Annotated in this window: 21 protein-coding genes; 16 read left to right on the top strand and 5 right to left on the bottom strand. The window is 49.3% G+C overall.

Translation table 11 applies throughout. The annotated features are described in order from the left end of the window. Positions 1 to 42: 42 nt before the first annotated feature. Positions 43 to 873: a 2,3,4,5-tetrahydropyridine-2,6-dicarboxylate N-succinyltransferase gene (locus ACTHMC_RS20485; RefSeq protein ID WP_440415944.1), complete on the bottom strand. Its 831-nt coding sequence runs from the start codon at positions 871 to 873 to the stop codon at positions 43 to 45. 93 nt (positions 874 to 966) lie between these two features. Between ACTHMC_RS20485 and ACTHMC_RS20480 the strand changes: the two genes are divergently transcribed. From ACTHMC_RS20480 to miaA, 5 genes are read left to right on the top strand one after another with little or no spacing between them, the layout of a single operon-like run. Continuing rightward, positions 967 to 1,533, top strand: coding sequence for an L-threonylcarbamoyladenylate synthase (locus ACTHMC_RS20480; RefSeq protein WP_440415942.1), 567 nt, complete (start codon positions 967 to 969; stop codon positions 1,531 to 1,533). 17 nt (positions 1,534 to 1,550) lie between these two features. Further along, positions 1,551 to 2,555 (top strand): glycosyltransferase family 9 protein, encoded by a 1,005-nt coding sequence (locus ACTHMC_RS20475; RefSeq protein ID WP_440415940.1) that lies wholly within the window; start codon positions 1,551 to 1,553, stop codon positions 2,553 to 2,555. A 49-nt stretch (positions 2,556 to 2,604) separates the two neighbouring features. Then, positions 2,605 to 4,020 carry a CCA tRNA nucleotidyltransferase gene (locus ACTHMC_RS20470; RefSeq protein ID WP_440415938.1) on the top strand — a complete coding sequence of 472 codons (1,416 nt, stop codon included), beginning with the start codon at positions 2,605 to 2,607 and terminating at the stop codon, positions 4,018 to 4,020. Between the two features lie 44 nt (positions 4,021 to 4,064). Next, positions 4,065 to 4,631 carry an IS1096 element passenger TnpR family protein gene (locus tag ACTHMC_RS20465; protein WP_440415936.1) on the top strand — a complete coding sequence of 189 codons (567 nt, stop codon included), beginning with the start codon at positions 4,065 to 4,067 and terminating at the stop codon, positions 4,629 to 4,631. Between the two features lie 4 nt (positions 4,632 to 4,635). Then, complete coding sequence (gene miaA / locus ACTHMC_RS20460) at positions 4,636 to 5,535, top strand: tRNA (adenosine(37)-N6)-dimethylallyltransferase MiaA (RefSeq protein WP_440415934.1); 900 nt, start codon at positions 4,636 to 4,638, stop codon at positions 5,533 to 5,535. Positions 5,536 to 5,868: 333 nt separating this feature from the next. Here miaA and ACTHMC_RS20455 read toward each other — a convergent pair whose 3' ends face one another. Both ACTHMC_RS20455 and ACTHMC_RS20450 read right to left on the bottom strand, forming a co-directional pair. Next, positions 5,869 to 7,449: an OmpP1/FadL family transporter gene (locus ACTHMC_RS20455; protein WP_440415932.1), complete on the bottom strand. Its 1,581-nt coding sequence runs from the start codon at positions 7,447 to 7,449 to the stop codon at positions 5,869 to 5,871. Positions 7,450 to 7,576: 127 nt separating this feature from the next. After that, positions 7,577 to 8,425: a hypothetical protein gene (locus ACTHMC_RS20450; protein WP_440415930.1), complete on the bottom strand. Its 849-nt coding sequence runs from the start codon at positions 8,423 to 8,425 to the stop codon at positions 7,577 to 7,579. A gap of 210 nt (positions 8,426 to 8,635) precedes the next feature. On the opposite strand from ACTHMC_RS20450, the gene proS reads away from it, so the two are divergent. From proS to ACTHMC_RS20430, 4 genes are all read left to right on the top strand, one after another. Next, complete coding sequence (gene proS, locus ACTHMC_RS20445; RefSeq protein ID WP_440415929.1) at positions 8,636 to 10,114, top strand: proline--tRNA ligase; 1,479 nt, start codon at positions 8,636 to 8,638, stop codon at positions 10,112 to 10,114. Positions 10,115 to 10,270: 156 nt separating this feature from the next. Further along, positions 10,271 to 10,561: a CCC motif membrane protein gene (locus ACTHMC_RS20440; protein WP_440415927.1), complete on the top strand. Its 291-nt coding sequence runs from the start codon at positions 10,271 to 10,273 to the stop codon at positions 10,559 to 10,561. A gap of 107 nt (positions 10,562 to 10,668) precedes the next feature. Further along, positions 10,669 to 10,935 carry a DUF2752 domain-containing protein gene (locus tag ACTHMC_RS20435; RefSeq protein ID WP_440415926.1) on the top strand — a complete coding sequence of 89 codons (267 nt, stop codon included), beginning with the start codon at positions 10,669 to 10,671 and terminating at the stop codon, positions 10,933 to 10,935. A 22-nt stretch (positions 10,936 to 10,957) separates the two neighbouring features. Continuing rightward, complete coding sequence (locus tag ACTHMC_RS20430) at positions 10,958 to 11,443, top strand: hypothetical protein (protein WP_440415924.1); 486 nt, start codon at positions 10,958 to 10,960, stop codon at positions 11,441 to 11,443. Here ACTHMC_RS20430 and ACTHMC_RS20425 read toward each other — a convergent pair. Next, positions 11,433 to 12,179 carry an RDD family protein gene (locus tag ACTHMC_RS20425; protein ID WP_440415922.1) on the bottom strand — a complete coding sequence of 249 codons (747 nt, stop codon included), beginning with the start codon at positions 12,177 to 12,179 and terminating at the stop codon, positions 11,433 to 11,435. The genes ACTHMC_RS20430 and ACTHMC_RS20425 overlap by 11 nt on opposite strands. A 99-nt stretch (positions 12,180 to 12,278) precedes the next feature. On the opposite strand from ACTHMC_RS20425, the gene ACTHMC_RS20420 reads away from it, so the two are divergent. The 6 genes from ACTHMC_RS20420 to truB are packed head-to-tail and all read left to right on the top strand — an operon-like array spanning position 12,279 to position 18,446. After that, on the top strand, positions 12,279 to 13,238 hold the full coding sequence (locus ACTHMC_RS20420; protein WP_440415921.1) for a stage II sporulation protein M: 960 nt from the start codon (positions 12,279 to 12,281) through the stop codon (positions 13,236 to 13,238). A 6-nt stretch (positions 13,239 to 13,244) separates the two neighbouring features. Beyond that, a complete protein-coding gene (locus tag ACTHMC_RS20415) occupies positions 13,245 to 14,126 on the top strand; it encodes a hypothetical protein (protein WP_440415919.1) in 882 nt (293 codons plus the stop codon). Beyond that, positions 14,123 to 15,334, top strand: a complete 1,212-nt coding sequence (locus ACTHMC_RS20410) for a DUF4350 domain-containing protein (protein WP_440415917.1) — start codon at positions 14,123 to 14,125, stop codon at positions 15,332 to 15,334. The genes ACTHMC_RS20415 and ACTHMC_RS20410 overlap by 4 nt, the downstream gene beginning before the upstream one ends. Before the next feature lie 38 nt (positions 15,335 to 15,372). Beyond that, positions 15,373 to 16,359, top strand: a complete 987-nt coding sequence (locus ACTHMC_RS20405) for an AAA family ATPase (RefSeq protein WP_440415915.1) — start codon at positions 15,373 to 15,375, stop codon at positions 16,357 to 16,359. Between the two features lie 6 nt (positions 16,360 to 16,365). Continuing rightward, complete coding sequence (locus ACTHMC_RS20400; protein ID WP_440415914.1) at positions 16,366 to 17,712, top strand: DUF58 domain-containing protein; 1,347 nt, start codon at positions 16,366 to 16,368, stop codon at positions 17,710 to 17,712. Positions 17,713 to 17,735: 23 nt separating this feature from the next. Beyond that, positions 17,736 to 18,446: a tRNA pseudouridine(55) synthase TruB gene (gene truB / locus ACTHMC_RS20395; protein ID WP_440415912.1), complete on the top strand. Its 711-nt coding sequence runs from the start codon at positions 17,736 to 17,738 to the stop codon at positions 18,444 to 18,446. Here the strand turns inward: truB and ACTHMC_RS20390 are convergent. After that, positions 18,434 to 20,737, bottom strand: a complete 2,304-nt coding sequence (locus ACTHMC_RS20390) for a BamA/TamA family outer membrane protein (protein ID WP_440415910.1) — start codon at positions 20,735 to 20,737, stop codon at positions 18,434 to 18,436. The genes truB and ACTHMC_RS20390 overlap by 13 nt on opposite strands. Before the next feature lie 93 nt (positions 20,738 to 20,830). Here ACTHMC_RS20390 and ACTHMC_RS20385 point away from each other — a divergent pair, with 93 nt between their 5' ends. After that, positions 20,831 to 21,562, top strand: a complete 732-nt coding sequence (locus ACTHMC_RS20385) for a TrmH family RNA methyltransferase (protein ID WP_440415908.1) — start codon at positions 20,831 to 20,833, stop codon at positions 21,560 to 21,562. The last annotated feature ends 151 nt before the right edge of the window (positions 21,563 to 21,713 follow it).

Below are 21,713 nucleotides of genomic sequence, written 5' to 3'. Positions count from 1 at the left end.
GGTTTTCTATGTAAATATATGGTACGCGTATTTCTGGCGAACTTACACAGACACATTGAAATCACGCAAAGCGTCATTCAGGCTGGTCTTCAGATCGGTGCTCGGTTTACGCTGGCCAATGATCAGGGCACAACTTACGCTATATTCTCCGGCCGGGAACTTCTTTGTGTAAGATCCGGGGATCACCACGCTCCGGGCTGGTACGCGGCCCTTGTATTCAACAGGCTCAGCACCACTTACATCAATGATCTTGGTACTCTGTGTTAAAACAACGTTTGCACCGAGCACTGCTTCTTTCCCCACGCGTACGCCTTCCACCACAATACAACGGCTTCCGATGAACGCACCATCTTCAATAATAACCGGGCTTGCCTGCAAAGGCTCCAGCACCCCTCCAATACCAACACCGCCACTCAGGTGAACGCCCTTGCCGATCTGCGCGCAGCTGCCCACAGTGGCCCAGGTGTCAACCATTGTACCTTCATCCACAAATGCGCCGATGTTCACATAAGAAGGCATCAGTACCACATTCTTTCCGAGATATGCGCCATAACGGGCAATAGCATGGGGCACAGCCCTCACACCGAGATCTTTATAGTTTTTCTTCAGGGCCATCTTATCATGGAATTCAAATGGCTCCAGGGTCCAGGTCTGCATGTTCTGCGTGGCAAAATACAGCAGGATGGCTTGCTTTACCCACTCGTTCACCTTCCAGTTATCACCATCGGGTTCGGCTACACGGAGCCTGCCTTTATCCACTTCTTCGATCACTGCACGTACAGCATCAGTGTATTTGTTCTCTTTTACCAGTTCCCTGTTATTCCAGGCTTCAGCTATAAGTTGTTGCAGCTCCATGAGTAATAATTTCTGCAAACTTAATAATTGAGCGCCAATAAAACACATTCTAAAAACCGTTGATAGGTCCCAGACTTTTGACGCTTGTTCCTGATCGATTACATTTGCATCATGGAATTCAACCACGATGTGGAAAAATGTCTCGAAGTCCTCAACCAGGGCGGGCTCATACTGTATCCTACCGATACCGTCTGGGGTATCGGCTGTGATGCCACCAATTACGAAGCGGTAAAAAAAATATATGAGCTCAAGCAGAGGGCCGCTGCCAAAAGCATGATCGTTCTCCTTGCCGATGAACGTGATATTATTCAGCACGTAGCGGGAACCGACCTCTCCGTATTCGATTATCTCGACACTGTTCAGAAACCTACCACCATTATCTACCAGGGCGCTATCGGACTGGCAGATAACCTGGTGAATGAAGACGGCTCCATCGCTATCAGGATAGTGAAGGAGGATTTCTGCAGGCACCTTATCAAAAGATTCCGTAAACCCATCGTAAGCACTTCAGCCAATATCAGCGGAGAGCCCACACCACGCAACTACGCTGAAATAACGGAAACCATCCGCCAGTCGGTGGATTATGTGGTGGAATACCGCCAGGATGATGAAACTATCGCCGCCCCCTCCGCAGTAGTGCGCTGGGATAACGGAACAATAACTGTAATCAGGCCCTGATCCTTACTCATTATTCTATGTCAAAAGAAAAGATCCTCGTTATACAGACTGCCTTCATCGGCGATGTGGTGCTGGCCACCGGCATCGTGGATAAACTGCACGCTCATTTCCCCGGCGCCGACATAGATATGATGGTGAGGAAGGGCAATGAAGGGCTGCTGAAAGATCATCCCTTCCTGCATGAAGTACTGGTATGGGATAAAAAATCGGGCAAATTAAAGAATCTGTTTGCCCTTCTGCGCAAGATTCGTGCCACCCGTTACGATAAGGTCTTTAATGTGCAGCGCTTCGCCGCCACCGGCATACTCACCGCTTTCTCCGGAGCAAAATATACTGTGGGGTACGATAAGAACCCGCTGAGTTTCCTCTTCTCCAAACGAGTGAAACATATCATCAGCACCGGAGCTCATCCCAAACATGAAATTGAACGCTGCAACGATCTTATCAGCGACCTCACCGGTAATATTCCTGAGAAGCCGCATCTTTATCCCTCCGTGCGCGATGAAGAAGCCGTGCATCATTATAAAGAGCATAAGTATATCACCATTTCTCCGGCATCTGTCTGGTTTACCAAACAATTCCCCGTAGAAAAATGGATCAGCTTCATCAATAAGGTTCCCTACGACCTCACCATTTATTTGTTGGGAGGCCCGCCCGATAAAGAACTGGCGGAAGCTATCCGCACCGCGGTGCATCACCCCAAAGTGATCAACCTCAGTGGGCAACTGAGCTTTCTGCAATCGGCCGCCCTCATGAAGGACGCCTTCATGAATTACGTGAACGATTCAGCGCCCATGCACTTCGCTTCATCCGTGAACGCGCCTGTTACGGCCGTGTATTGTTCCACTTTGCCATCCTTCGGCTTCGGGCCGCTATCGGATAAACAGTTTATTGTGGAGATCGAAGAGCCATTGCCCTGCCGCCCCTGCGGGCTGCATGGCCGGAAGGCCTGTCCGCTCGGACATTTTAAATGTGCCCTGGACATAAAGGACGAGCAGCTCCTCAACAGTCTCCGGGCATAAGCCACCCGACTCCCGCTAATCCCTCACTTGTTTTACATTTGCACCAATTATGGAAATTAACTGCACGGAAAAGGAATTGTTTGTTTTTAAGAAGATCGCGCATGCGGCCGCCGAGCTAGGTATGCCTGCATACGTGATCGGTGGTTTTGTGCGGGATAAGATCCTGGGCCGGAAAACCAAGGACGCGGATATCGTCTGCGTGGGTGATGGCATCGCCCTGGCCCATAAAGTGGCGGAACGATTCCAGCCCAGGCCCGCAGTGGCATTCTTCAAAACCTTCGGCACCGCTCAGATCAAACTGGAAGACTGGGAAATAGAATTCGTGGGCGCCCGCAAGGAAAGCTACCGCTATCATAGCCGCAACCCGGAAGTTGAGCCAGGCAATCTGAAAGACGACCAGGACCGCCGCGATTTTACCATCAATGCCCTTGCCATCAGCCTCAATGAGGCGGATTACGGCACCCTCATAGATCCGTTCAATGGCCTCGCCGACCTGGAAAAGAAGCTGATCCGCACACCGCTGGACCCTGATCAGACCTTCAGCGATGATCCCCTTCGCATGATGCGCGCCGTCCGTTTTGCCAGCCAGCTTGATTTTGTGATCGATCCCCCCGTGTTCCAGAGCATCAAGAACAATGCGGAACGCATCCGGATCGTATCGCAGGAACGCATCACGGATGAACTGAACAAGATCATGTGCAGCAACAGGCCCAGTGTGGGGCTCGACCTGCTTTATAAAGCCGGCCTTCTCCATATCATCTTCCCCCAGCTGGTTGACCTGGCAGGTGCGGAGTATGTGGACGGATACGGGCATAAAGACAATTTCTACCATACCCTCCAGGTAGTGGACAATATTTCGCGCAACACCAATGATCTCTGGCTGCGCTGGGCAGCTCTTTTGCATGATATCGCCAAGCCGGCCACCAAGAAATTTGAAACAGGTCATGGCTGGACCTTTCACGGTCATGAAGTAGTGGGAGGGAGGATGGTGCCGAAAATTTTCAGTAAGCTCAAGCTCCCGCTGAATGAGAAAATGAGGCTGGTGAAAAAGCTGGTGGAGCTGCATCTCAGGCCCATCTCACTCACCAAAGAGAATATAACTGACTCGGCTATACGCAGGTTATTGTTCGATGCCGGTGAAGACATCGATAACCTGATGATGCTATGCGAAGCGGATATCACCAGCAAGAACAAACAAAAAGTGAAACGCTTCCTGGAGAATTTTGAAATGGTGCGGGAACGGTTGAAAGAAGTGGAGGAAAAAGATAAGATCCGGAACTGGCAACCACCTGTTACCGGTGAGATGATCATGGAAACCTTCAGCCTGCCTCCGTCTAAACCCGTTGGTGATCTGAAGAACGCCATCCGCGAAGCCATCCTCGATGGTGTGATTGAAAACAACTACGATGCAGCGTACCGGTTCATGATGGAAAAAGCTGCCGAAATGGGCCTTTTAAAAAGTTAGAATATTGTCTTATTTTTGAAACGAACGATCATTATATTCGATTTATGGCTGTACTAAAATTCAGGGTTTATTTTGAAGAGGACGATAGCATCTACCGCGATGTGGCAATCAAGCATACGCAAACATTTCTGCAGTTACATCAGGTAATCCTTAAATCCTATGAATTCGATAATAAACACCAGGCAACCTTTTACAGGAGTAATGATAACTGGCTGCGCGGCCGCGAGATCTCGCTGGACAAATACGATAAAAAGTATGAAGCACCGCCATTACTGATGGCAGATACACTTATCGGGTCCGAGATCAAGAATCCAAGCCAGAAGTTCATCTACATCTATGACTTCGTAAAGAACTGGAGCTTCCTGGTTGAGCTGATCGGCGTTACCAAGGATGAGAACTCCAGGCTGGAATATCCCGCTGTGATCAGAACAGAGGGCATCGCTCCTTCACAGAACGGCACCAAGGGCCTCATGGGACAGGATAAGCTCTCCGAAGTAGAAGAGAAATATGACCTGCTCCTCGGCACTGAAGGCTTTGGCCAGAAAAATGAGGACGGGGAAGATATGGCTACCGAGGAAAGCGGCGAAACTGAGGCCGAAGGGGATGATTAATAACATGACCAAAACCGTCATTATCATCGGCGGTCCCACCGCCTCCGGCAAAACGGGCCTGGCCATCAGGCTGGCTCAACATTTCAACACAGCAATCATCTCTGCCGATTCAAGGCAGTGTTACCAGGAAATGTCCATCGGTGTGGCCAAACCCTCCCCGGAGGAACTGCAGCTGGTGCATCATTATTTCATCAACTCCCATTCCATTCACCAGGATGTGAATGCGGCTACCTATGAGCAATATGCCCTGGAAGCAGCCGGTTCCATCTTCCGGTCAAACGATACCGCCATCATGGTAGGAGGCACCGGGCTTTATATCAAAGCCTTCTGCGAAGGCCTGGATGATATCCCCGCCATCGATCCCGCCATCCGCCAGCAACTGAACGAAGGCTTCGCTGCCTACGGCCTTGCATGGCTTCAGCAACAGGTGGCGGATCAGGACCCGCTCTATTACAGCTCCGGGGAAATTCTCAACCCTGTCCGGCTGATCCGCGCCCTGGAAGTGAAACTCCAGACCGGAAGATCCATCCGCGAATTTCAGCAACGGAAAAAAGTTTCCCGCCCTTTCAATGTCATCAAAATAGGCCTTGATCTTCCTAAAGAAGAACTGCATGAACGCATCAATCTCCGGGTGGGATTGATGATGGAGCAGGGGCTCCTGGAAGAAGTAAGATCCCTGTACCCGCACAGGCATCTGAATGCCCTGCGAACCGTAGGCTACTCAGAATTGTTTGACCACCTGGATGGAAAGATTTCACTCGAAGAAGCAGTAGAGGAAATAAAGAAGAATACCCGTCATTATGCCAAACGGCAACTGACCTGGTTCCGGAAAGACCAGGCCTTTGAATGGACCGCTCCGGCAGACTGGAAAAGGGTTCTGGAACTTTGTAAACAGGATGGCTGAAAAATGTGAACAAAAATTTTTTTCAAGGTTATTTTCTACCAGAGAATGATTTTTTAACTTGTAGCCGCAATTCTAATTCGCTGTTTTCAAATATCTTTTGAAGGTTATTAGAAGTTATTACAAAAAATCGCAATAAAAAGTTAAATACATTAATATTCTAATGTTTTAGCCGAACTTTGTACTACGCGAGTCTCAGGTGATTTCTGGTATCCGAATTCTCGAAATTACCGCGTTACGAGACAAAAGTGAAGGGTTAAGGTTTAGTAAACCTTACAAATCATAAAGCCCCCTTGCCATAGGGGGCTTTTGATTTTAATAGCTGTACTACACGATCTATAATTTGAATCCAACAGTGAGCACTACCTGCCCGTTGGTTTGGGTTGTTTCCGCAAATGTATTGGCCAGTGGGGCATCCACACGATAAGGGAAGTTTACATCCTTATAAATGCTATGCACATACGTAAGATCCAGGAACATGCCCCTGTCTCTGAAACCCAGGCCGGCACTGAGATTGGTTCTGCTGGCATTCAGCGCTCCGTCTTTGTACGGATTGCCGTAATGAGCAAATCCAAGCCGGGTCATGAACGTATTGAACTTCAGCTCACCACCTACACGGAAGTTGAACGCGCCCTTGTATTCACCCTTGATCACATCATTCACGTCCTTGTAATAATCACCTTCTTCGTATTCATCTGCGGAACGCAGTCTTGATGCACCATAGGTCACATACTCCACATCAGCGGAAAGGAAGCCCTGTTGTTTGGATACATCTTCCACGCCACCGAACACGTAAGCGCCACTTGCAATGAAGCGCCAGGGAGTATTCAGGTTGTATTTGAAACTGGGGTCTGTATTGTTGAAGAATACGCTTGAGTTCACGTTGAATTCCTTGATATTGCCTGTTGCTGTATCGATATTGGTGGTCATATTGCTGCGGAATTTATCACGCAGACCATAGAAGGAGGGCGTATGAACGGAGAGGCCTAAACGAAGTTGCTCTGCCGCTTTATATATGAGTCCAAGCTTTACGTTAAATCCCACACCTTTTGAATTGTATTCTTCTTTGTATTGACTGAAGTCGAATTCATTATTGCCTTTTCCATCCACATCGGATTCACGATAGGTGCTGATCCGGTTGTAATTGACGATGGGGATGCCGAGGCTACCACCGAAGTACAGCTTATCATCCATATTGGCGCCCATACCCAACGATATCTCAGTGATACCGCCGGTGGTTTTAGCGATATAAGACTGGTTGAGGATCCCTGCCTCTTCCGCGCGGGAGAATACGGTGCCCTGTCCGCCAGGACCCGCATCCACATCTATCAGGTAAGTGTACAGGCCCATTTTTGTGAGCAGGGACAGTTGGTTGTCATCCAGGGCATCTTCAATGATATCGGCATCGGACTTACCGGGGTTGGCCCCACGCTGATCCTGATAATATCTGTAGAACTCATCGGCCATATTGGTGCTATAGGAACTATAATCGTTCACACCCTTATAGTTCACCACGCCATTGAAGTTGGCGGTGCGGTTGATGGCAATACCAAATGCCTTGGTGCCCCAGCGGCTGTAGCGGTCGGTCCAGCCGGTTACAAAACCCGAAGCACCCATATTGAATTTATTGAAAGCCTCACCCGTTGAATTGGTCCCTCTGAAATCGCCTTTGCCATTATAGAATCCGAACTGGGGAGTGAGCACTATCTCACTGCTTTTGTAGAAGGCCAGTCCGGCCGGGTTGTTGAAGAGATTGCTCAGATCGCCGCCGAGGGCGCCTACTGCTCCCCCGATGGCCTGGGAGCGGGCGGTTCCACCAGGTACGGTATAGCCCATCCTGAATGCATCTTCCGGGATCTGCGCCATTGCGGGGATCCCGCAGGCAAGGAAGAGGGCTGTATAAATATGTTTTTTCATAATCGTAGCTATATGTTGTCTGCTTGCAAGCTTTGAGTAAATGCAATAAAAAGGAGGAAGCAAAATTCAAGAGATCTCAAATCCTGGTTCCTCCTGGTATAATCTGTTGTATTATCAACCAGTAGTATTAGTTGCGGCCTGGTCTGCTTACACCACCACCGCTGCTTCCGCCACTGGAGCCGCCAGAGCTGCCTCCTGAACGGCCGGAAGAACCGCTGCTATTGGTGCTGGGAGAATAAGACCTGTCTGGAGGAGAGTAGGTTCTCTCATAACTCCTGCCTGTATTACCCTGACCACCATAGTAACTGCCCCTGCCGCTGCTCCTGTTGCCGGTATTGTAACTGCGGTTGGAACTGTTGGTGCTCATACGGTTGCTGTTATTGTACACACCGATGCCGGAAGGCAGCCTGTAATTTGCACGTCCTGTTCTGCTGTTCACAGTGGTATTACGATTGTTGTAGGCGCTGTTGTTATAACCAGCCATACTGAAATTACGCACCCTGGTGTAGGTATTGGGGTTGGTCTTGGGATTTACCACTACCGCACCCACACAGTAAGGATTGTAGAAATTGTTCCAGTAATAGTAGCTGTTCCAGCCGTGGTTCCAGCCACCATATCCGTACATGGGATTGTAGAAACTGTTCCAGGGGCTGTAATAACTGTTGAAGCCGATGCTCCAGCCGGGTGAGAAACCTCCGTAGAAGCCACCACCGAAGCCATTTCCGAAACCTCCATAGAAAGGATCGTTCCAGTAATTATCGAACATGCTCCAGCGTGAGTTATACGGATTCCGCACCCTCATACGGAGATATGCATCATCATCGTAATAATAATCATCTGAATTATTGTAACGGGAAGAAGATTGATAACGTGAACTCTGTCTTTCTCTCACATCGATATAATCATCTCCACCGCTTCCACGGGCTGCTACTGCACCACCCGTTTCACGGGCAGGGGAATAATAGACGTCATCCACAGTTTGCCCGGATTTTGAAACCGAACAACTGGTAAAGCCAGCCGCTATTATTGCTGTTAAGAGGATAAACCGGGACTTCATAATTGCGATTTTAACGTTTTACAATGCGAAGTACTACTTTTGCTTACTCCACAATTTAAAATTACAATAAATTGACCGTGACGGCGATTAAAATGTTGCGGGGGGAGTGTTAAAAATTATCAAGAATATATGAGCAAAGAGATCACCAGCAGAAGCGAAGACTACTCCAAATGGTACAATGACCTGGTCATAAAAAGCAGCCTGGCCGACCATTCTTCCGTACGCGGTTGTATGGTAATTAAACCTTATGGGTTTGCGCTTTGGGAAAACATGCGCGACGCACTCGACAAAATGTTCAAAGACACTGGTCACGTTAACGCCTACTTCCCGCTTTTCGTTCCCAAAAGCCTCTTCGAAGCCGAAGAAAAGAATGCAGAAGGCTTCGCCAAAGAATGCGCTGTGGTAACCCACTATCGTCTCAAAACAAATCCCGATAAAAAGGGCGCGCTGATGGTTGACCCGGAAGCGAAGCTCGAAGAAGAACTGGTGGTCCGCCCAACCAGCGAGGCCATCATCTGGAACACCTATAAAGGATGGATCCAGAGCTACCGCGATCTCCCCATCCTCATCAACCAGTGGGCCAACGTGGTGCGCTGGGAAATGCGTACACGCCTTTTCCTCCGTACAGCCGAATTCCTCTGGCAGGAAGGACATACCGCCCACGCTACTGCACAGGAAGCGGTGGAGGAAACAGTGAAAATGCTGCATGTGTATGCTGATTTCGTGGAAAACTGGATGGCCCTGCCCGTTATCAAAGGTGTGAAAACCGAAAGCGAGCGTTTTGCCGGTGCGGTTGACACTTATTGCATCGAAGCACTGATGCAGGATGGTAAGGCCCTGCAGGCAGGTACTTCCCACTTCCTGGGACAGAACTTCGCCAAAGCGTTCGATGTGAAATTCTCCGACAAGGAAAATAAACTGGAATATGTATGGGCAACCAGCTGGGGCGTAAGCACCCGCCTGATCGGCGCGCTGGTAATGGCACACAGTGACGACGAAGGCCTGATCCTGCCTCCGAAGATCGCTCCCCAGCAGGTGGTGATCGTTCCTATTTATAAAGGAGAGGAAAGCAAAGCGAAGATCGACGCTAAAGCACAGGAACTCGTAAACAGCTTCAAGGCTGCAGGCATCCGCGTTAAATACGATGATAACGATAATTCAAGACCAGGCTGGAAGTTCGCAGAATATGAAATGAAGGGCGTGCCTGTGCGTATCGCTATCGGTCTGCGCGACCTGGAGAACAATGTGGTGGAACTGGCCAGAAGGGACACCAAAGAAAAAACTACTGTTTCCCTGGACGGGCTCACCGAAAGGGTGTCCGGCCTGCTCACAGAGATCCAGCAGAATATCTTCAATAAGGCGCTGCAGCACCGCAACAGCCATATTACCCGTGTTGATACCTGGGATCAGTTTGTGGAAACCCTGAATGGGAAAGCCGGTTTTGTGTCTGCCCACTGGGACGGAACCGCTGAAACAGAGGATAAGATCAAGGAGCTCACCAAGGCTACGATCCGCTGTATCCCTCTGGACAATGAACCGGAGGAAGGGAAATGCGTGCTGACGGGCAACCCCAGCAAGCAAAGGGTATTATTCGCACAAGCATACTAATACGCATTACGATTTTTCTGATGGTGTTTGCTAAGGCCTTGTGAATTAATATTTTTTAAGTTTTCATTTTTTTTCATTTTCTTGTAACCCAATATTCAAAAAACCGCCTTATAAATGGAAAATTTAAGTCAACCCCCAAGCAACCAACCAAAGGCCATGCTGCCTAACGCAACTGCAGTACTGGTACTGGGTATTTGTTCAATCGTATTCGGATGCCTGTTCGTAGGTCTGATCCTCGGTATCATCGGCCTCGTTCTCGGCAATAAAAGCCGGAAACTGTATAAAGAAAACCCTGCTATCTGGGAAGGATACAACCAGCTGAATGCAGGATGGATCATGTCGATCATTGGTCTGGCGATCAGTGCGCTCTACACCATCTATTACATTTTCTGGATCGTGATCTTCGGAGCAGCAGCTGCTTCTTTCTGGAATATGAGCCAAATGTAATTCCATACTTTTGAATAGAGGGTGATTGAAGAATAGTGAACATTATTTTTCAATCACCCTTCTTTTTTCAGATGTTCACCTGGCTGGAAAACCATATGCTGCCCTGCATGTACAAGCAACTGCTTGGCATGGACTGCCCCATGTGCGGTATACAACGTTCTTTGCTGGCTGCCCTCCGGGGCAACTTCGCTGCCAGTTTCTCTCTTTATCCACCGCTTTTGCCCGTTCTGGTTTTGATTGCGCTCACTACGGTCTGGCTGATCAGCAGAAAAACCGTCAGTAAGAAATTCCTGGTGCCTTATGCCTGGATAGTACTGGCGCTGGTGATGGTCAATTATTCCGTGAAGCTCATCGGGATGGCGCATCAGCATTAATATGAAAATTCAACCAATAATCATGGAGCAATCTTCAATCAGCAAATCAGACAATGTGTTTGATCTGCACATGGACCAGCAATGTTTATCTTACCTGCTGCAAACTGCTAAATGGAATAAATTCCTGTCTGTAGTATGGTTCGTATTGTGCGGCCTGTTCATCATCATTGCATTTATTGCAGGAGGCGCTGTGAGCGGCCTTTATGATGAAATGCCGGGTATGGACTTCTCCATGAGTGCCCTGGGAGGCGGAGGAGGAGTAGTTGTAACGATCATTTATCTGCTGATGACAGCTGTTTACCTGATCCCTAATTTCTGGAGATACAAATTCTCTGTTCAGGCCATCAGGGCTATCTATGGAAATGACCAGGTATTGCTCAATTCCAGCATGAATAATCTCCGTAAGTATTCCAAATACTGGGGCATCTTCACCATTGTTATCATTGGCTTCTATGTGGTGGCCATCATACTGGCCATAATCGGCGCTGCCGTAAATTCTACCTTGTAGTGTAATAATTGTAATCCTTCATCAACGTATGAAGGAACTGGAAGGAATCTTCATCACTCTGCAGGTTGAGTTTGGCCTTGATGCGGTCGGCTATGCGCATTGCCATGCCCATATCGCCGCGTGAAGTGATGCTTTGCAGGATGCCTTTGAGGGTATTGATATCCTTATCGCTCAGCTTCATTACTTCAGGATACCTTGGCTGGTAGGTTGATTCCACTTCCGTGAAGATGGTATCATTGATGCTGGTGCGCGTTCTGGTATCTATCAGGATGGTGCCGGCAAGGATATCGCCAACACGCTGGGATTTGGGCGTGAATATGGTTACGGCAATGCCTGTAAAGATCAATGGGAAGCACCACCAGGGAAGGATCTGCCCGGTTACCATCAGCATGAACCCGAAAGGGGAGTCAATCAATCGGAACAGCCAGCGGATCATGTACTGGTTTCCGGTGGGCGTGCCGCCGTCTTCCGCTATCACCCGGATGCCTACGGCCAGTTTACCCAGGCTCCCGCCATTGAGCAGGATCTCGCTCAGCAGGTAATAAAGCAGGTAGGGGAGCATGAAGATATAGATCAGCCAGCCGGTACCCGATGCATAGGAGATGGCCAGTACCAGGAGGTAATAAATAATACAGGCAGCCCCGTCAATAATCCAGGCCAAAAGACGTTTAGGAAACGGTGCCACCGGAATTTCCACTTCGAGATTAAAACCTGTATCTAGTTTGAGCAATGCCATTGATAAACAAATAAAAAGATAAAATGGATAACCTGATAGTAACGTTCTAAGATTTAACTATTATATTTATTCCGGCATAAATTTATAAACTTCTGACCCGTGAGAGAAGGCCTTTTTTTAAAAAAGAATGTTGAGAAGTGGAAGCAATACCAATTCAACCAGCAGGCAGACCCCGATGAAACTGCCAAACGTTTCACTGAACTGGTGGATGACCTTGGATACGCAAAAACTTTTTATCCTGAGAGCAGGGTCACCCGCTACCTGAACGGGCTGGCCTCCCGCATCTATCTCGATATCTACCGCAATAAAAGAGAACGCGGTTCCAGGATCCTCCGTTTCTGGAAAACAGACCTCCCCCTCGTAGCTTATAAACATCGTCGCGAATTATTTTGGGCATTTATCTTTTTTACCGCTATGGCGCTCATGGCCGCTTTTTCCGCAGCGCATGACGACAGCTTCATACGCGGTATCCTGGGTGACGGATATGTGGAAATGACGGAAGAGAATATTTCTTCCGGCGATCCCTTCGGCGTGTATAAAGACGAGAACCGGATGGAAATGTTCCTCCGCATTGCACTCAATAATATCCAGGTGTCCTTCCTCGTATTTGTAGGAGGGCTCTTCCTGTCGCTCGGCTCCGTATGGCTCCTCTTCACCAATGGAGTGATGGTTGGCGCTTTCCAGTACATGTTCTTTGCAAAAGGATTGGGATTTGATTCCGTGCTGGTGATCTGGATCCATGGCACCCTGGAAATTTCCGCTATCGTGATCTCCGGTGCTGCCGGCTTCATACTTGGCAACAGCATACTCTTCCCCGGCACACGCAAACGCCTGGAATCCCTGAAAGCAGGAGCCAAACACGGCGTGATGCTGATGATGGGCCTGGTGCCGGTATTCATTGCAGCCGCCTTCCTGGAAGGATTCGTAACAAGACTTACCCATATGCCCAAAGCCCTGAGCATATCGATACTTGCCATCTCCTTTATTTTTATCATCTGGTATTTTGTGATCTATCCCGCCATCGTAAACAGGAGGTCGCAATCCGCTGAATTGTTATAACAGCTCATGTTTGTAGAGAACTCATATTCCTCATCCAAAATATTCAGGTTCCTGCTGGTGCTGGGATTGTTCCTGCTCAGCACAGGCGCGCAGGCGCAGACAGAACAGCCTTTGGTGGATAGTACCTTGTTCGATACAACGGTGGTGCATGAAACAGGCACCTCTGGTACCAGTAGAGCCGGGGAACTGATTGAAGATGTTCTGGAAAAAGGGCTGGATGGGGAAGAAGATCTGGAAGAAGCCCCCGCAGCACCTTCACTCCGTAAAGTGCCCGATTCCACCGTAGCCCGGCTGAAACTGGATAAAGCCTTTGCATACGCCAATGACTCTGCTTACTGGACCGAAAAACAGGTAAAAGGTAAAAAGAAACCGAAGTCTTCCGATGACCAGGAATACAACCGCGACCGGGAATACCGTACCTGGGATTTCTCAGGTCTCGCCGGCATCGCCAAAATATTCATGATCCTGGTGCTGGTAGCCCTGCTTGGCTTCCTCATCTATAAACTGATGGGTAACCGCTGGCCCTGGCAGCACGATGCCCGGCTGAAAGAAGTTCACGAAGAAGAAGCAGCCGAAGACCTGAATGTGGACGAACTGCAGGCAAAGATCAAAGAATCCATCGAGCAGGGGAAGTTCCGCCTGGCTATCCGCTACAGCTACCTCTTCACCCTGCGCAGGCTGGATGAAGTTGGCAAGATCAAGCTGGATGCACGCAGCACCAACCACGATTATGTGAACCAGATGCGCGCCCATGATCCCACCGGCAGCTTCTCTTATCTCACTAACGTGTATGACTATGTGTGGTACGGAGAATTTGAACTGAATGGTGAACAGTTCAACCTTGTATACAAAGATTTTCAGAACTTTATAAATACCATCCGCCGTTGAAACAGATTATAACATACAGATGGTATCTCCTGTTGCTGGCACTGGTAATAATGGCCGGTTGCAGCACCAATAAAAAAGAACTGGACAAGCGCATCACGCTTTATCGTGCAGATAAGATCCCATACGGAACCTGGTATGCACACCAGAACCTGTCGGACATTTTCCCCGATGCACTGATAGAAGTGAACAAGAAGCCGCTTTCTCCCTATAGCTTCTCCGGTAACAATACTGAAAAAGAGCAGCTGTCGCTCAACGGAAAACGCGAAGCACTTGTTGTTGTGGCCAGGAATGTATTCGCTACGGAAGATGAAGCTACGGCTATCCATAATTTCATTCAGCGTGGCGGAACCGTGTTCATGAGCGCTTTCAGCTTCAATGACCGCATCCTGGATTCTTTACACCTGCAGACCGACAATGATTTTATTTCCACCGGCCGCTCCGTTTCCGTTGCTGATCCGGTGAGTGGAAAAGTGGATTCTTTCTCTTATCCCGGTTACCCGCTGGAGAACTATTTCAGCAAAATAGATTCTTCCATCACGGAAGTGCTGGGCTGGGATGGAAAGGGCCGCCCCAATTTTGTAAAGTTCTCCTGGGATGGGGGAGGAGCCATCTACCTGCATACGGAACCCCTGGCATTATCCAACTTCTTCCTGCTGCATAAGAACAACAAAGCTTATTACGATGCTGTACTCAGCTACCTGCCGGATAATATCTCTTCCCTGTACTGGGACGATTATTTCCGTAGCAGCAAAAGCAATAAGCCGAAGAATTTCTCTGCCCTGGGCTGGCTTAAAAAACAACCTGGTCTGGCTGCCGCCATGTGGATGGTGCTGGTGATGGCAGTGATCGTATATCTTTTCGAATCCAAACGCAAACAAAGGATCATCCCCGTTCGCGCCCCCCTGAAGAATGCCACTGTTGAATTTGCCAGGACCGTTGGAAGGCTCTACCTGCAACGGAAAGACAATAATAACCTGGCTTACAAAATGGCGGCTATCTTTATGGACCATGTGCGCCGTAAATTCAATGTGCGCACCACCATGGACGATGATTTCATTGAAAGACTGGCGCATAAATCCGGTTACGATAAAGAATCGCTGAAATCCCTGGTATATCAGCTGAAATACGCGCAGGCCCATTACGGCGTTACTGATATGGAATTACTGGAACTGCAGCAGCAGCTGGATCATTTTTACCAGCATACCTGATAAAAAATAAACATCACCTATTCAAACGCATACAGAACATGGAAATGGAAACAAACAATATTTTTCAGAGCCGCACCGACCTGGGGATCCTGCATCAGCAGGTGCATGCCCTTAAACAGGAGATCGGTAAAGTGATCGTAGGTCAGGACGAAATGGTGGAGCTGCTGCTGGCAGCCATCCTCGCCGATGGTCATGTGCTCATCGAAGGAGTGCCCGGTGTTGCCAAAACCCTTACGGCAAAACTGCTGAGCAAATGTATCTCCGTTGATTTCTCTCGCATCCAGTTCACTCCGGACCTGATGCCGAGCGACGTGATCGGCACCTCCATCTTCAATCCCAAAGAAAGTACTTTCCAGTTCAAGCGTGGCCCCATCTTCAGCAATATCGTGCTGATAGATGAGATCAACCGCGCCCCGGCCAAAACACAATCAGCCCTCTTTGAGGTGATGGAAGAAAAGCAGGTAACGGTGGATGGACATAGCTATGCGCTTGAATCTCCCTTCATGGTAGTGGCCACCCAGAACCCCATTGAGCAGGAAGGAACATATCATCTGCCGGAAGCGCAGCTCGACCGTTTTCTTTTTAAAATACTGGTTAGCTATCCAACCCAGGAGCAGGAATACCAGGTAGTAATGCATCATCACCAGAGCAATCTGAAAGACATGATGGCGCAGGTAGGTGAGGTGCTAACCGGTGCACAGGTGGACTCTCTCCGCCAGCAGGTCCGCACCCTGCATGTGGAGCCCAAACTGATCAGCTTTATTACCACCATCGTGGGCAGCACAAGAAACCATAAATCCATTTACCTGGGTGCTTCACCCCGCGCCAGCATCGGCATCCTGAACGGCGCCAAGGCATTAGCGGCTATCCGTGGCCGTGACTTCATCACACCGGAAGATGTGGTGCATATCACACCATCCGTTCTCCGCCACAGACTGGTGCTCACACCTGAAAAAGAAATGGAAGGCGCCAACACAGACGATGTGATCAGGGATATTCTTCAACAAATTGAGGTACCGAGATAATATAGCATGGGCTTTATCAAACGTTTCATAAAACCATTGTTCTTCGGAAGATTGTTCTACATCGCTTTTGCGGTGCTGATCCTCCTGTTCATCCTTTCTTTCAACTGGCCGTTCCTGTATGCGATAGCCTCTTACGGGCTTATATTCTTTGTAACCCTTGTGATAGTGGATTATATCATCCTGTTTTCCAGAAAAGGAATAAAGGCGGAGCGTAAGATGGCGGAAAGGTTCAGCAACGGAGATGAGAACGCCGTGAGCATCGTGCTGACCAGCAGGTATAATTTCCCGGTATTCCTGAAAGTGATCGATGAGCTGCCGGTGCAGTTCCAGAAACGCGATTTCCTGCTGAAGTTGCAGCTGGGCATTGGCGGCAGTGAAACGCTTCATTACAAATTGCGTCCCGTTGAACGCGGTGAGTATACTTTCCATTACGTGAATGTATTTGCCAAAAGCATCCTGGGACTGGTGATCCGCCGTTTCCAGGAAGCAGGGGAACAAACCACCGTGAGAGTATTGCCATCATTCTTTGCGCTCAGGCAGTTTGAACTGCGGGCCATGAGCAATAACCTGGCCGATGCCGGTAGCAGAAAGATCCGTAAGATCGGCCACAGTCTTGAGTTTGAACAGATCAAGGAATATGTTACGGGAGATGATATCCGCAGCCTCAACTGGAAGGCCACGGCCCGCAAAGGCGGCCAGCTGATGGTGAATAATTATTCCGATGAGCGCAGCCAGCAGATCTATTGCGTGATCGATAAAGGCCGTGTGATGAAAATGCCATTCGAAGGCATGAGCCTGCTGGATTATGCCATCAACGCAACGCTGGTGCTTACAAGGGTTGCCCTGCTCCGCCAGGACAAGGCCGGACTGGTAACTTTTTCCGATACGCTCGGGCAGTTCCTGCCGGCAGACCGCAGGCCCGGACAAATGAACCTGGTGCTGGAAACGCTGTACAACCAGCAGACACAATACCTGGAGCCCGATTATGAAAAGCTCTATGCCCTGGTGCGCACGCGCATCACACAGCGAAGCCTGATAGTGCTCTTCGCCAATTTTGAATCAGTGAGCGGCCTGCAAAGGCAGCTTCCCTATATCCGCAGTATTGCGCGCAACCACCTTTTGCTGGTGGTGTTCTTCGAGAATACGGAACTGAAACAGCTCACAGCGCAGAAGGTCACCAATATTGAATCGCTCTATATGCGCACCATTGCGGAAAGGATGAATCACGAAAAAAGACTGATCGTGAAAGAACTGCAGCAACATGGCATCTCCACCATCCTCACCACGCCGCAGAATCTTACCGTGGAAACCGTCAATAAATACCTGGAGTTGAAAGCCAGGCAGGCTATTTAAGCGGCGATGCCTATCTTCGCCGCATGGAAACACCGGTAAATGATTTTGAGCAGGGGCAGGTATTGCTGATCAATAAACCCCTGGAATGGACTTCTTTTGATGTAGTGCGCAAAGTGCGCAACATGATCCGCATCAAAAAAGTGGGGCATGCGGGAACACTGGATCCGCTGGCCACAGGACTGCTCATTGTTTGTACCGGCAAGTTCACCAAAAAGATCAATGATTATATGGCCCGTGAAAAAGAGTACACGGGTTCCATCACACTTGGTTCCACCACACCCACCTACGATCTGGAAAGCGATCCGGAAAATTTCAAGCCTTTCGATCATATCACTATTGAACAGTTGCAGGAAGCTACCAAACCATTCACCGGGGATATCCTGCAGATGCCTCCCATGCATTCTGCCATTAAAAAAGATGGCAAGCGCCTCTATGAGCTGGCACGCAAAGGAATAGAAGTGAAAGTGGACCCACGTCCTGTTACCATCCGGACCTTCGAGATCACTGCCGTTGAAATGCCTGTAGTGCATTTCAGGGTTGTCTGTTCAACGGGTACCTATATACGAAGCCTGGCCAATGATTATGGCGAAGCGCTCGGGGTAGGCGGCCACCTCAGCAAGCTGGTGCGTACGCGCATTGGTGATTACACGCTGGATCAGTCCATGACCATGGAGCAGATAGCCACTTATATAGATGTGGTGAAAACGAAAGGGGAAACGGATCAGAACGGATAACCGATACCCAGCTGGAACTGGCCGCTGCCGATATCCAGTTTATGGAACCAGCCCGCATTCTCATTGGCAAACACGGGATTCTTCAGTTTGTAAGCCCAGTCAAGACGGATCAGGAAGAAGTCGAAATCGAAGCGAAGGCTGGTGCCTCCCGCTACGGCAATGTCTTTATACAGCCTGTCGATCCTGAAGCTTGCTTCCGGGATCTTCTGTTTGGTATCCTGGTTGAATTCGGTGCTCCAGATATTTCCCATATCAACAAACAATGCGCTGGCCACTTTGATACCTGCAATAGTAGTGAGGTTGAAGCGGTATTCGGCGTTGAACTCAAGTTGCATATTACCGAAACGGTCGATGCCAGCTGTATCGCTGCGGGGTTCATACAGGGTGGCGGTACCCGGCCCAAGCCTCCGGATCTGCCAGGCGCGCATACTGTAAGGGCCGCCGGCGGAGAAGGCTTTGAAGAAAGGAAGGTTGTATTCAGGGATGATCACGCCGCCGGTATCGGTTTTACCGTAAATGATGCCGATGCCGCCATAGGCGCGGAGCGCAAGTGATGACCTGGCAAAGTCGATATAATGTTTTACTTCCGCATCGATCTTCACAAAGCGGCGGAGATCGCCAAGCTCCAGCTTTTTGATAGTACCGAAGATGGCGCCGCTCTCTTCCACGCGGGCACGAAGCAGGGTGAGCCTGTTAGGCTTCTGCATGGTGGTACTGGCGCTGAGCACCTGGCTGATGATCATACCATCGTTGAAGGCAAAGCGGTAAGCGGAGATCTGTTGTTCCAGTTTTTTCAGACTGTCGGTTTTGCGTACGCTGGTATATTCAAAGTTGAGCGGGATGTATTGCCAGTTGATCCTGCGCCGCGGTGTTTCGCTGCTGCCCCTGATGCGGCCGCTGATCCATTCATATCCCCAGCTGGCTTTCATGCTGGGTACCTGGAAGAATTCGCGGCGGTTGGTATAACCCGCTTCCAGGGAGAGCACGGTGCGGGGGCTGAGTACACGTTCCTCCTGGTTCAGTTTCCAGGGCAGGATGAATTTCGGGAAATAGATATTATGGGAGAAACTGGCCTGCAGTGTTTGCACCAGGTTGGTTCCGAGCTCTATCCCGAAACGCGCATTGGTACTGGTTTGTATGGCTTCGCGAAAGGCATTGCGATCAAGCAGGCGGAAATTCAGGCCAATACCGAAGAAACGGCCGTTGGAGAGGAAATCGCTCACGTTGCGGCTGGCTTCCACATCCACCGTGATGCTTTGTTTCTTGGCGGGGTAGAGTTTCAGCGTGGCATCGAGCAGCGGTACACTATCGTAACGTTCATGCAGTTCTAGGTCTACATTCTGCCAGGGGCCCAGCTGGTTGAAGGTATTGATAGTTCTGTAATACCTTCTTTGCCGGTAGAGGGCGCCGGGGTCCAGTGAAATATTTTTGGCGATGAAAGGCAGTTTGAATTTGCGTGAATTATAATAGAATTTGAAATGATCGATGGTGGTGGTATCCCTTTTCTGGTCGGTGGTATCTTCCAGGAGGTAGATATCAGGGTATACGGATACATTACCCATGTAATATTTCATGAGATGGGTGCTGTCTTTGGGCTCCCGCTGTTTGAACACCACGTTGATGGTGGGGTTATCGCGCTTGCGGCGGAGGGAATCCAGGAGGCGGATCTGTTCAAAGGGATCCAGGGTAGGATCTATCAGGGCGGCCACAACAGTATCCACTTCCGCATAAATACTTTCCCGGGTGATCTTATAATAACCGTTATCGCGGAAGGAGGTCAGCAATCTGTCCACTTCGTTGGATACAGATTCTATAGTATACGGTGAATTCTTTTTGAGATCGGAGCGGTTACGGTGTTCCAGCGCCAGTTCCTGCAGTTCGGGGGTGGTGAGGGCAAAGCCGATACTGTCTATTTTAAGTTGAATACCGGGGTCTACATTAAAAGTAATATAAACCCGGTTCTTCCCATTGACGGGTTTGATATTGAAGGTATCGGTGATGGATGATTGAAAATAGCCGTTGGACCTGAGCAGGGCATTCATGAACACCCTGGATCTGCCGATATTGGTGGTATCGAAGAGGGGCGGGCGCACATAGGTTTTCACCAGGCCAGCCCAGGAGAGCACACGTACTTTCAGGCTGTCGTCCAGCTGGTTCAGCAGTTTTTCAGAAAGTTCTCTTTTTTTATAGCCGGGCAGTTTGCCTTTGATATTGATATTGGTCTGGTAAACGAAGGTCTTGCCTTTATAGGCTTTGTTCACGGATGGGATGCAGGAACTGACCAGCATCATACACAGCAGGCAATAAACTACCCACCGGGATTGCTTTACAAATACAGTAACTTGCTGGCCGGATGATATCATCACTAAAAAAATGGAAGCGCAATGTTGGTTAAAACGCAGGTCAAATATATTCAAAGTTTGAGCCAGAAAAAATTAAGGGATGAGGAAGGGGTATTTGTAGCCGAGGGTCCCAAGATCATCGAGGAGTTGCTGGCGGCTGGAAATACAGACCTGGTGCAGCTTTACGCGGAGAACAGCTGGATACAGCAGCAGGCCTTCCTGCCGCAGAATGCTGTACAGACGGTAACTGCGGCTGAACTGCAACGCATTTCTTCGCTCCACACCCCTAACCAGGTGTTGGGAATTTTCCGCAAACCGGTATTCCCCACGGGACTGGTGTTGCGAAATAAAATTTCGTTAATGCTGGATACGGTGCAGGATCCAGGCAATCTGGGAACCATTGTCCGTTGCGCCGACTGGTTCGGCATCAGCACTGTCATATGTAGCCGCGAATCTGCCGATGTGTTCAATCCTAAGGTGGTGCAGTCTACCATGGCAGGTATTGCCCGGGTGCGGGTATTGTATGAGGACCTGGCTTCTTTTCTGCAGAACCATGCTGATATTCCGGTGTACGCGGCTACCCTGAATGGTACGCCTTTGCCCAAATTAGGAGCGGTGAAGGAAGGGATCCTGTTGATAGGCAATGAAAGCAAGGGGATCAGCGAGGAGTTGTTGCAGATGGCAACGCAAAAGGTTACGATCCCTAAGATCGGGCAGGCGGAGAGTCTGAATGCCGCCGTGGCTACCGGGATCATCCTTTCGCATATAGTGTAGGTGATTTAACCGTTTCAGGTTTATTGTAAACGTTTCAGAGGTATTCAATCCTTTGATCGATTGGAGCTCTGAAATAGTTTACTCACTCATTATTTTTGGAGGAATACCTCCGGTTCATGCATACTTATAGTGTCAACCTTCAGGAACGGAT

The sequence above is a fragment of the Pseudobacter sp. genome (assembly GCF_051955275.1).
Classification (GTDB): domain Bacteria; phylum Bacteroidota; class Bacteroidia; order Chitinophagales; family Chitinophagaceae; genus Pseudobacter.
The sequence above is the reverse complement of the archived record's forward strand: the minus strand, read 5'-3'. Positions and strand labels throughout refer to the sequence as shown.

What these genes read in the sequence shown, in the direction of transcription:
- ACTHMC_RS20440 (WP_440415927.1), top strand. Translation starts at nt 10,271, where the DNA reads ATGCTGCCTAACGCAACTGCAGTACTGGTACTGGGTATTTGTTCAATC.
- ACTHMC_RS20385 (WP_440415908.1), top strand. Translation starts at nt 20,831, where the DNA reads ATGTTGGTTAAAACGCAGGTCAAATATATTCAAAGTTTGAGCCAGAAA.
- ACTHMC_RS20390 (WP_440415910.1), bottom strand. Translation starts at nt 20,737, where the DNA reads ATGATGCTGGTCAGTTCCTGCATCCCATCCGTGAACAAAGCCTATAAA.
- proS (WP_440415929.1), top strand. Translation starts at nt 8,636, where the DNA reads ATGAGCAAAGAGATCACCAGCAGAAGCGAAGACTACTCCAAATGGTAC.
- miaA (WP_440415934.1), top strand. Translation starts at nt 4,636, where the DNA reads ATGACCAAAACCGTCATTATCATCGGCGGTCCCACCGCCTCCGGCAAA.
- ACTHMC_RS20405 (WP_440415915.1), top strand. Translation starts at nt 15,373, where the DNA reads ATGGAAATGGAAACAAACAATATTTTTCAGAGCCGCACCGACCTGGGG.
- ACTHMC_RS20470 (WP_440415938.1), top strand. Translation starts at nt 2,605, where the DNA reads ATGGAAATTAACTGCACGGAAAAGGAATTGTTTGTTTTTAAGAAGATC.
- ACTHMC_RS20400 (WP_440415914.1), top strand. Translation starts at nt 16,366, where the DNA reads ATGGGCTTTATCAAACGTTTCATAAAACCATTGTTCTTCGGAAGATTG.
- ACTHMC_RS20465 (WP_440415936.1), top strand. Translation starts at nt 4,065, where the DNA reads ATGGCTGTACTAAAATTCAGGGTTTATTTTGAAGAGGACGATAGCATC.
- ACTHMC_RS20435 (WP_440415926.1), top strand. Translation starts at nt 10,669, where the DNA reads ATGTACAAGCAACTGCTTGGCATGGACTGCCCCATGTGCGGTATACAA.
- ACTHMC_RS20425 (WP_440415922.1), bottom strand. Translation starts at nt 12,179, where the DNA reads ATGGCATTGCTCAAACTAGATACAGGTTTTAATCTCGAAGTGGAAATT.
- ACTHMC_RS20455 (WP_440415932.1), bottom strand. Translation starts at nt 7,449, where the DNA reads ATGAAAAAACATATTTATACAGCCCTCTTCCTTGCCTGCGGGATCCCC.
- truB (WP_440415912.1), top strand. Translation starts at nt 17,736, where the DNA reads ATGGAAACACCGGTAAATGATTTTGAGCAGGGGCAGGTATTGCTGATC.
- ACTHMC_RS20475 (WP_440415940.1), top strand. Translation starts at nt 1,551, where the DNA reads ATGTCAAAAGAAAAGATCCTCGTTATACAGACTGCCTTCATCGGCGAT.
- ACTHMC_RS20415 (WP_440415919.1), top strand. Translation starts at nt 13,245, where the DNA reads ATGTTTGTAGAGAACTCATATTCCTCATCCAAAATATTCAGGTTCCTG.
- ACTHMC_RS20430 (WP_440415924.1), top strand. Translation starts at nt 10,958, where the DNA reads ATGGAGCAATCTTCAATCAGCAAATCAGACAATGTGTTTGATCTGCAC.
- ACTHMC_RS20480 (WP_440415942.1), top strand. Translation starts at nt 967, where the DNA reads ATGGAATTCAACCACGATGTGGAAAAATGTCTCGAAGTCCTCAACCAG.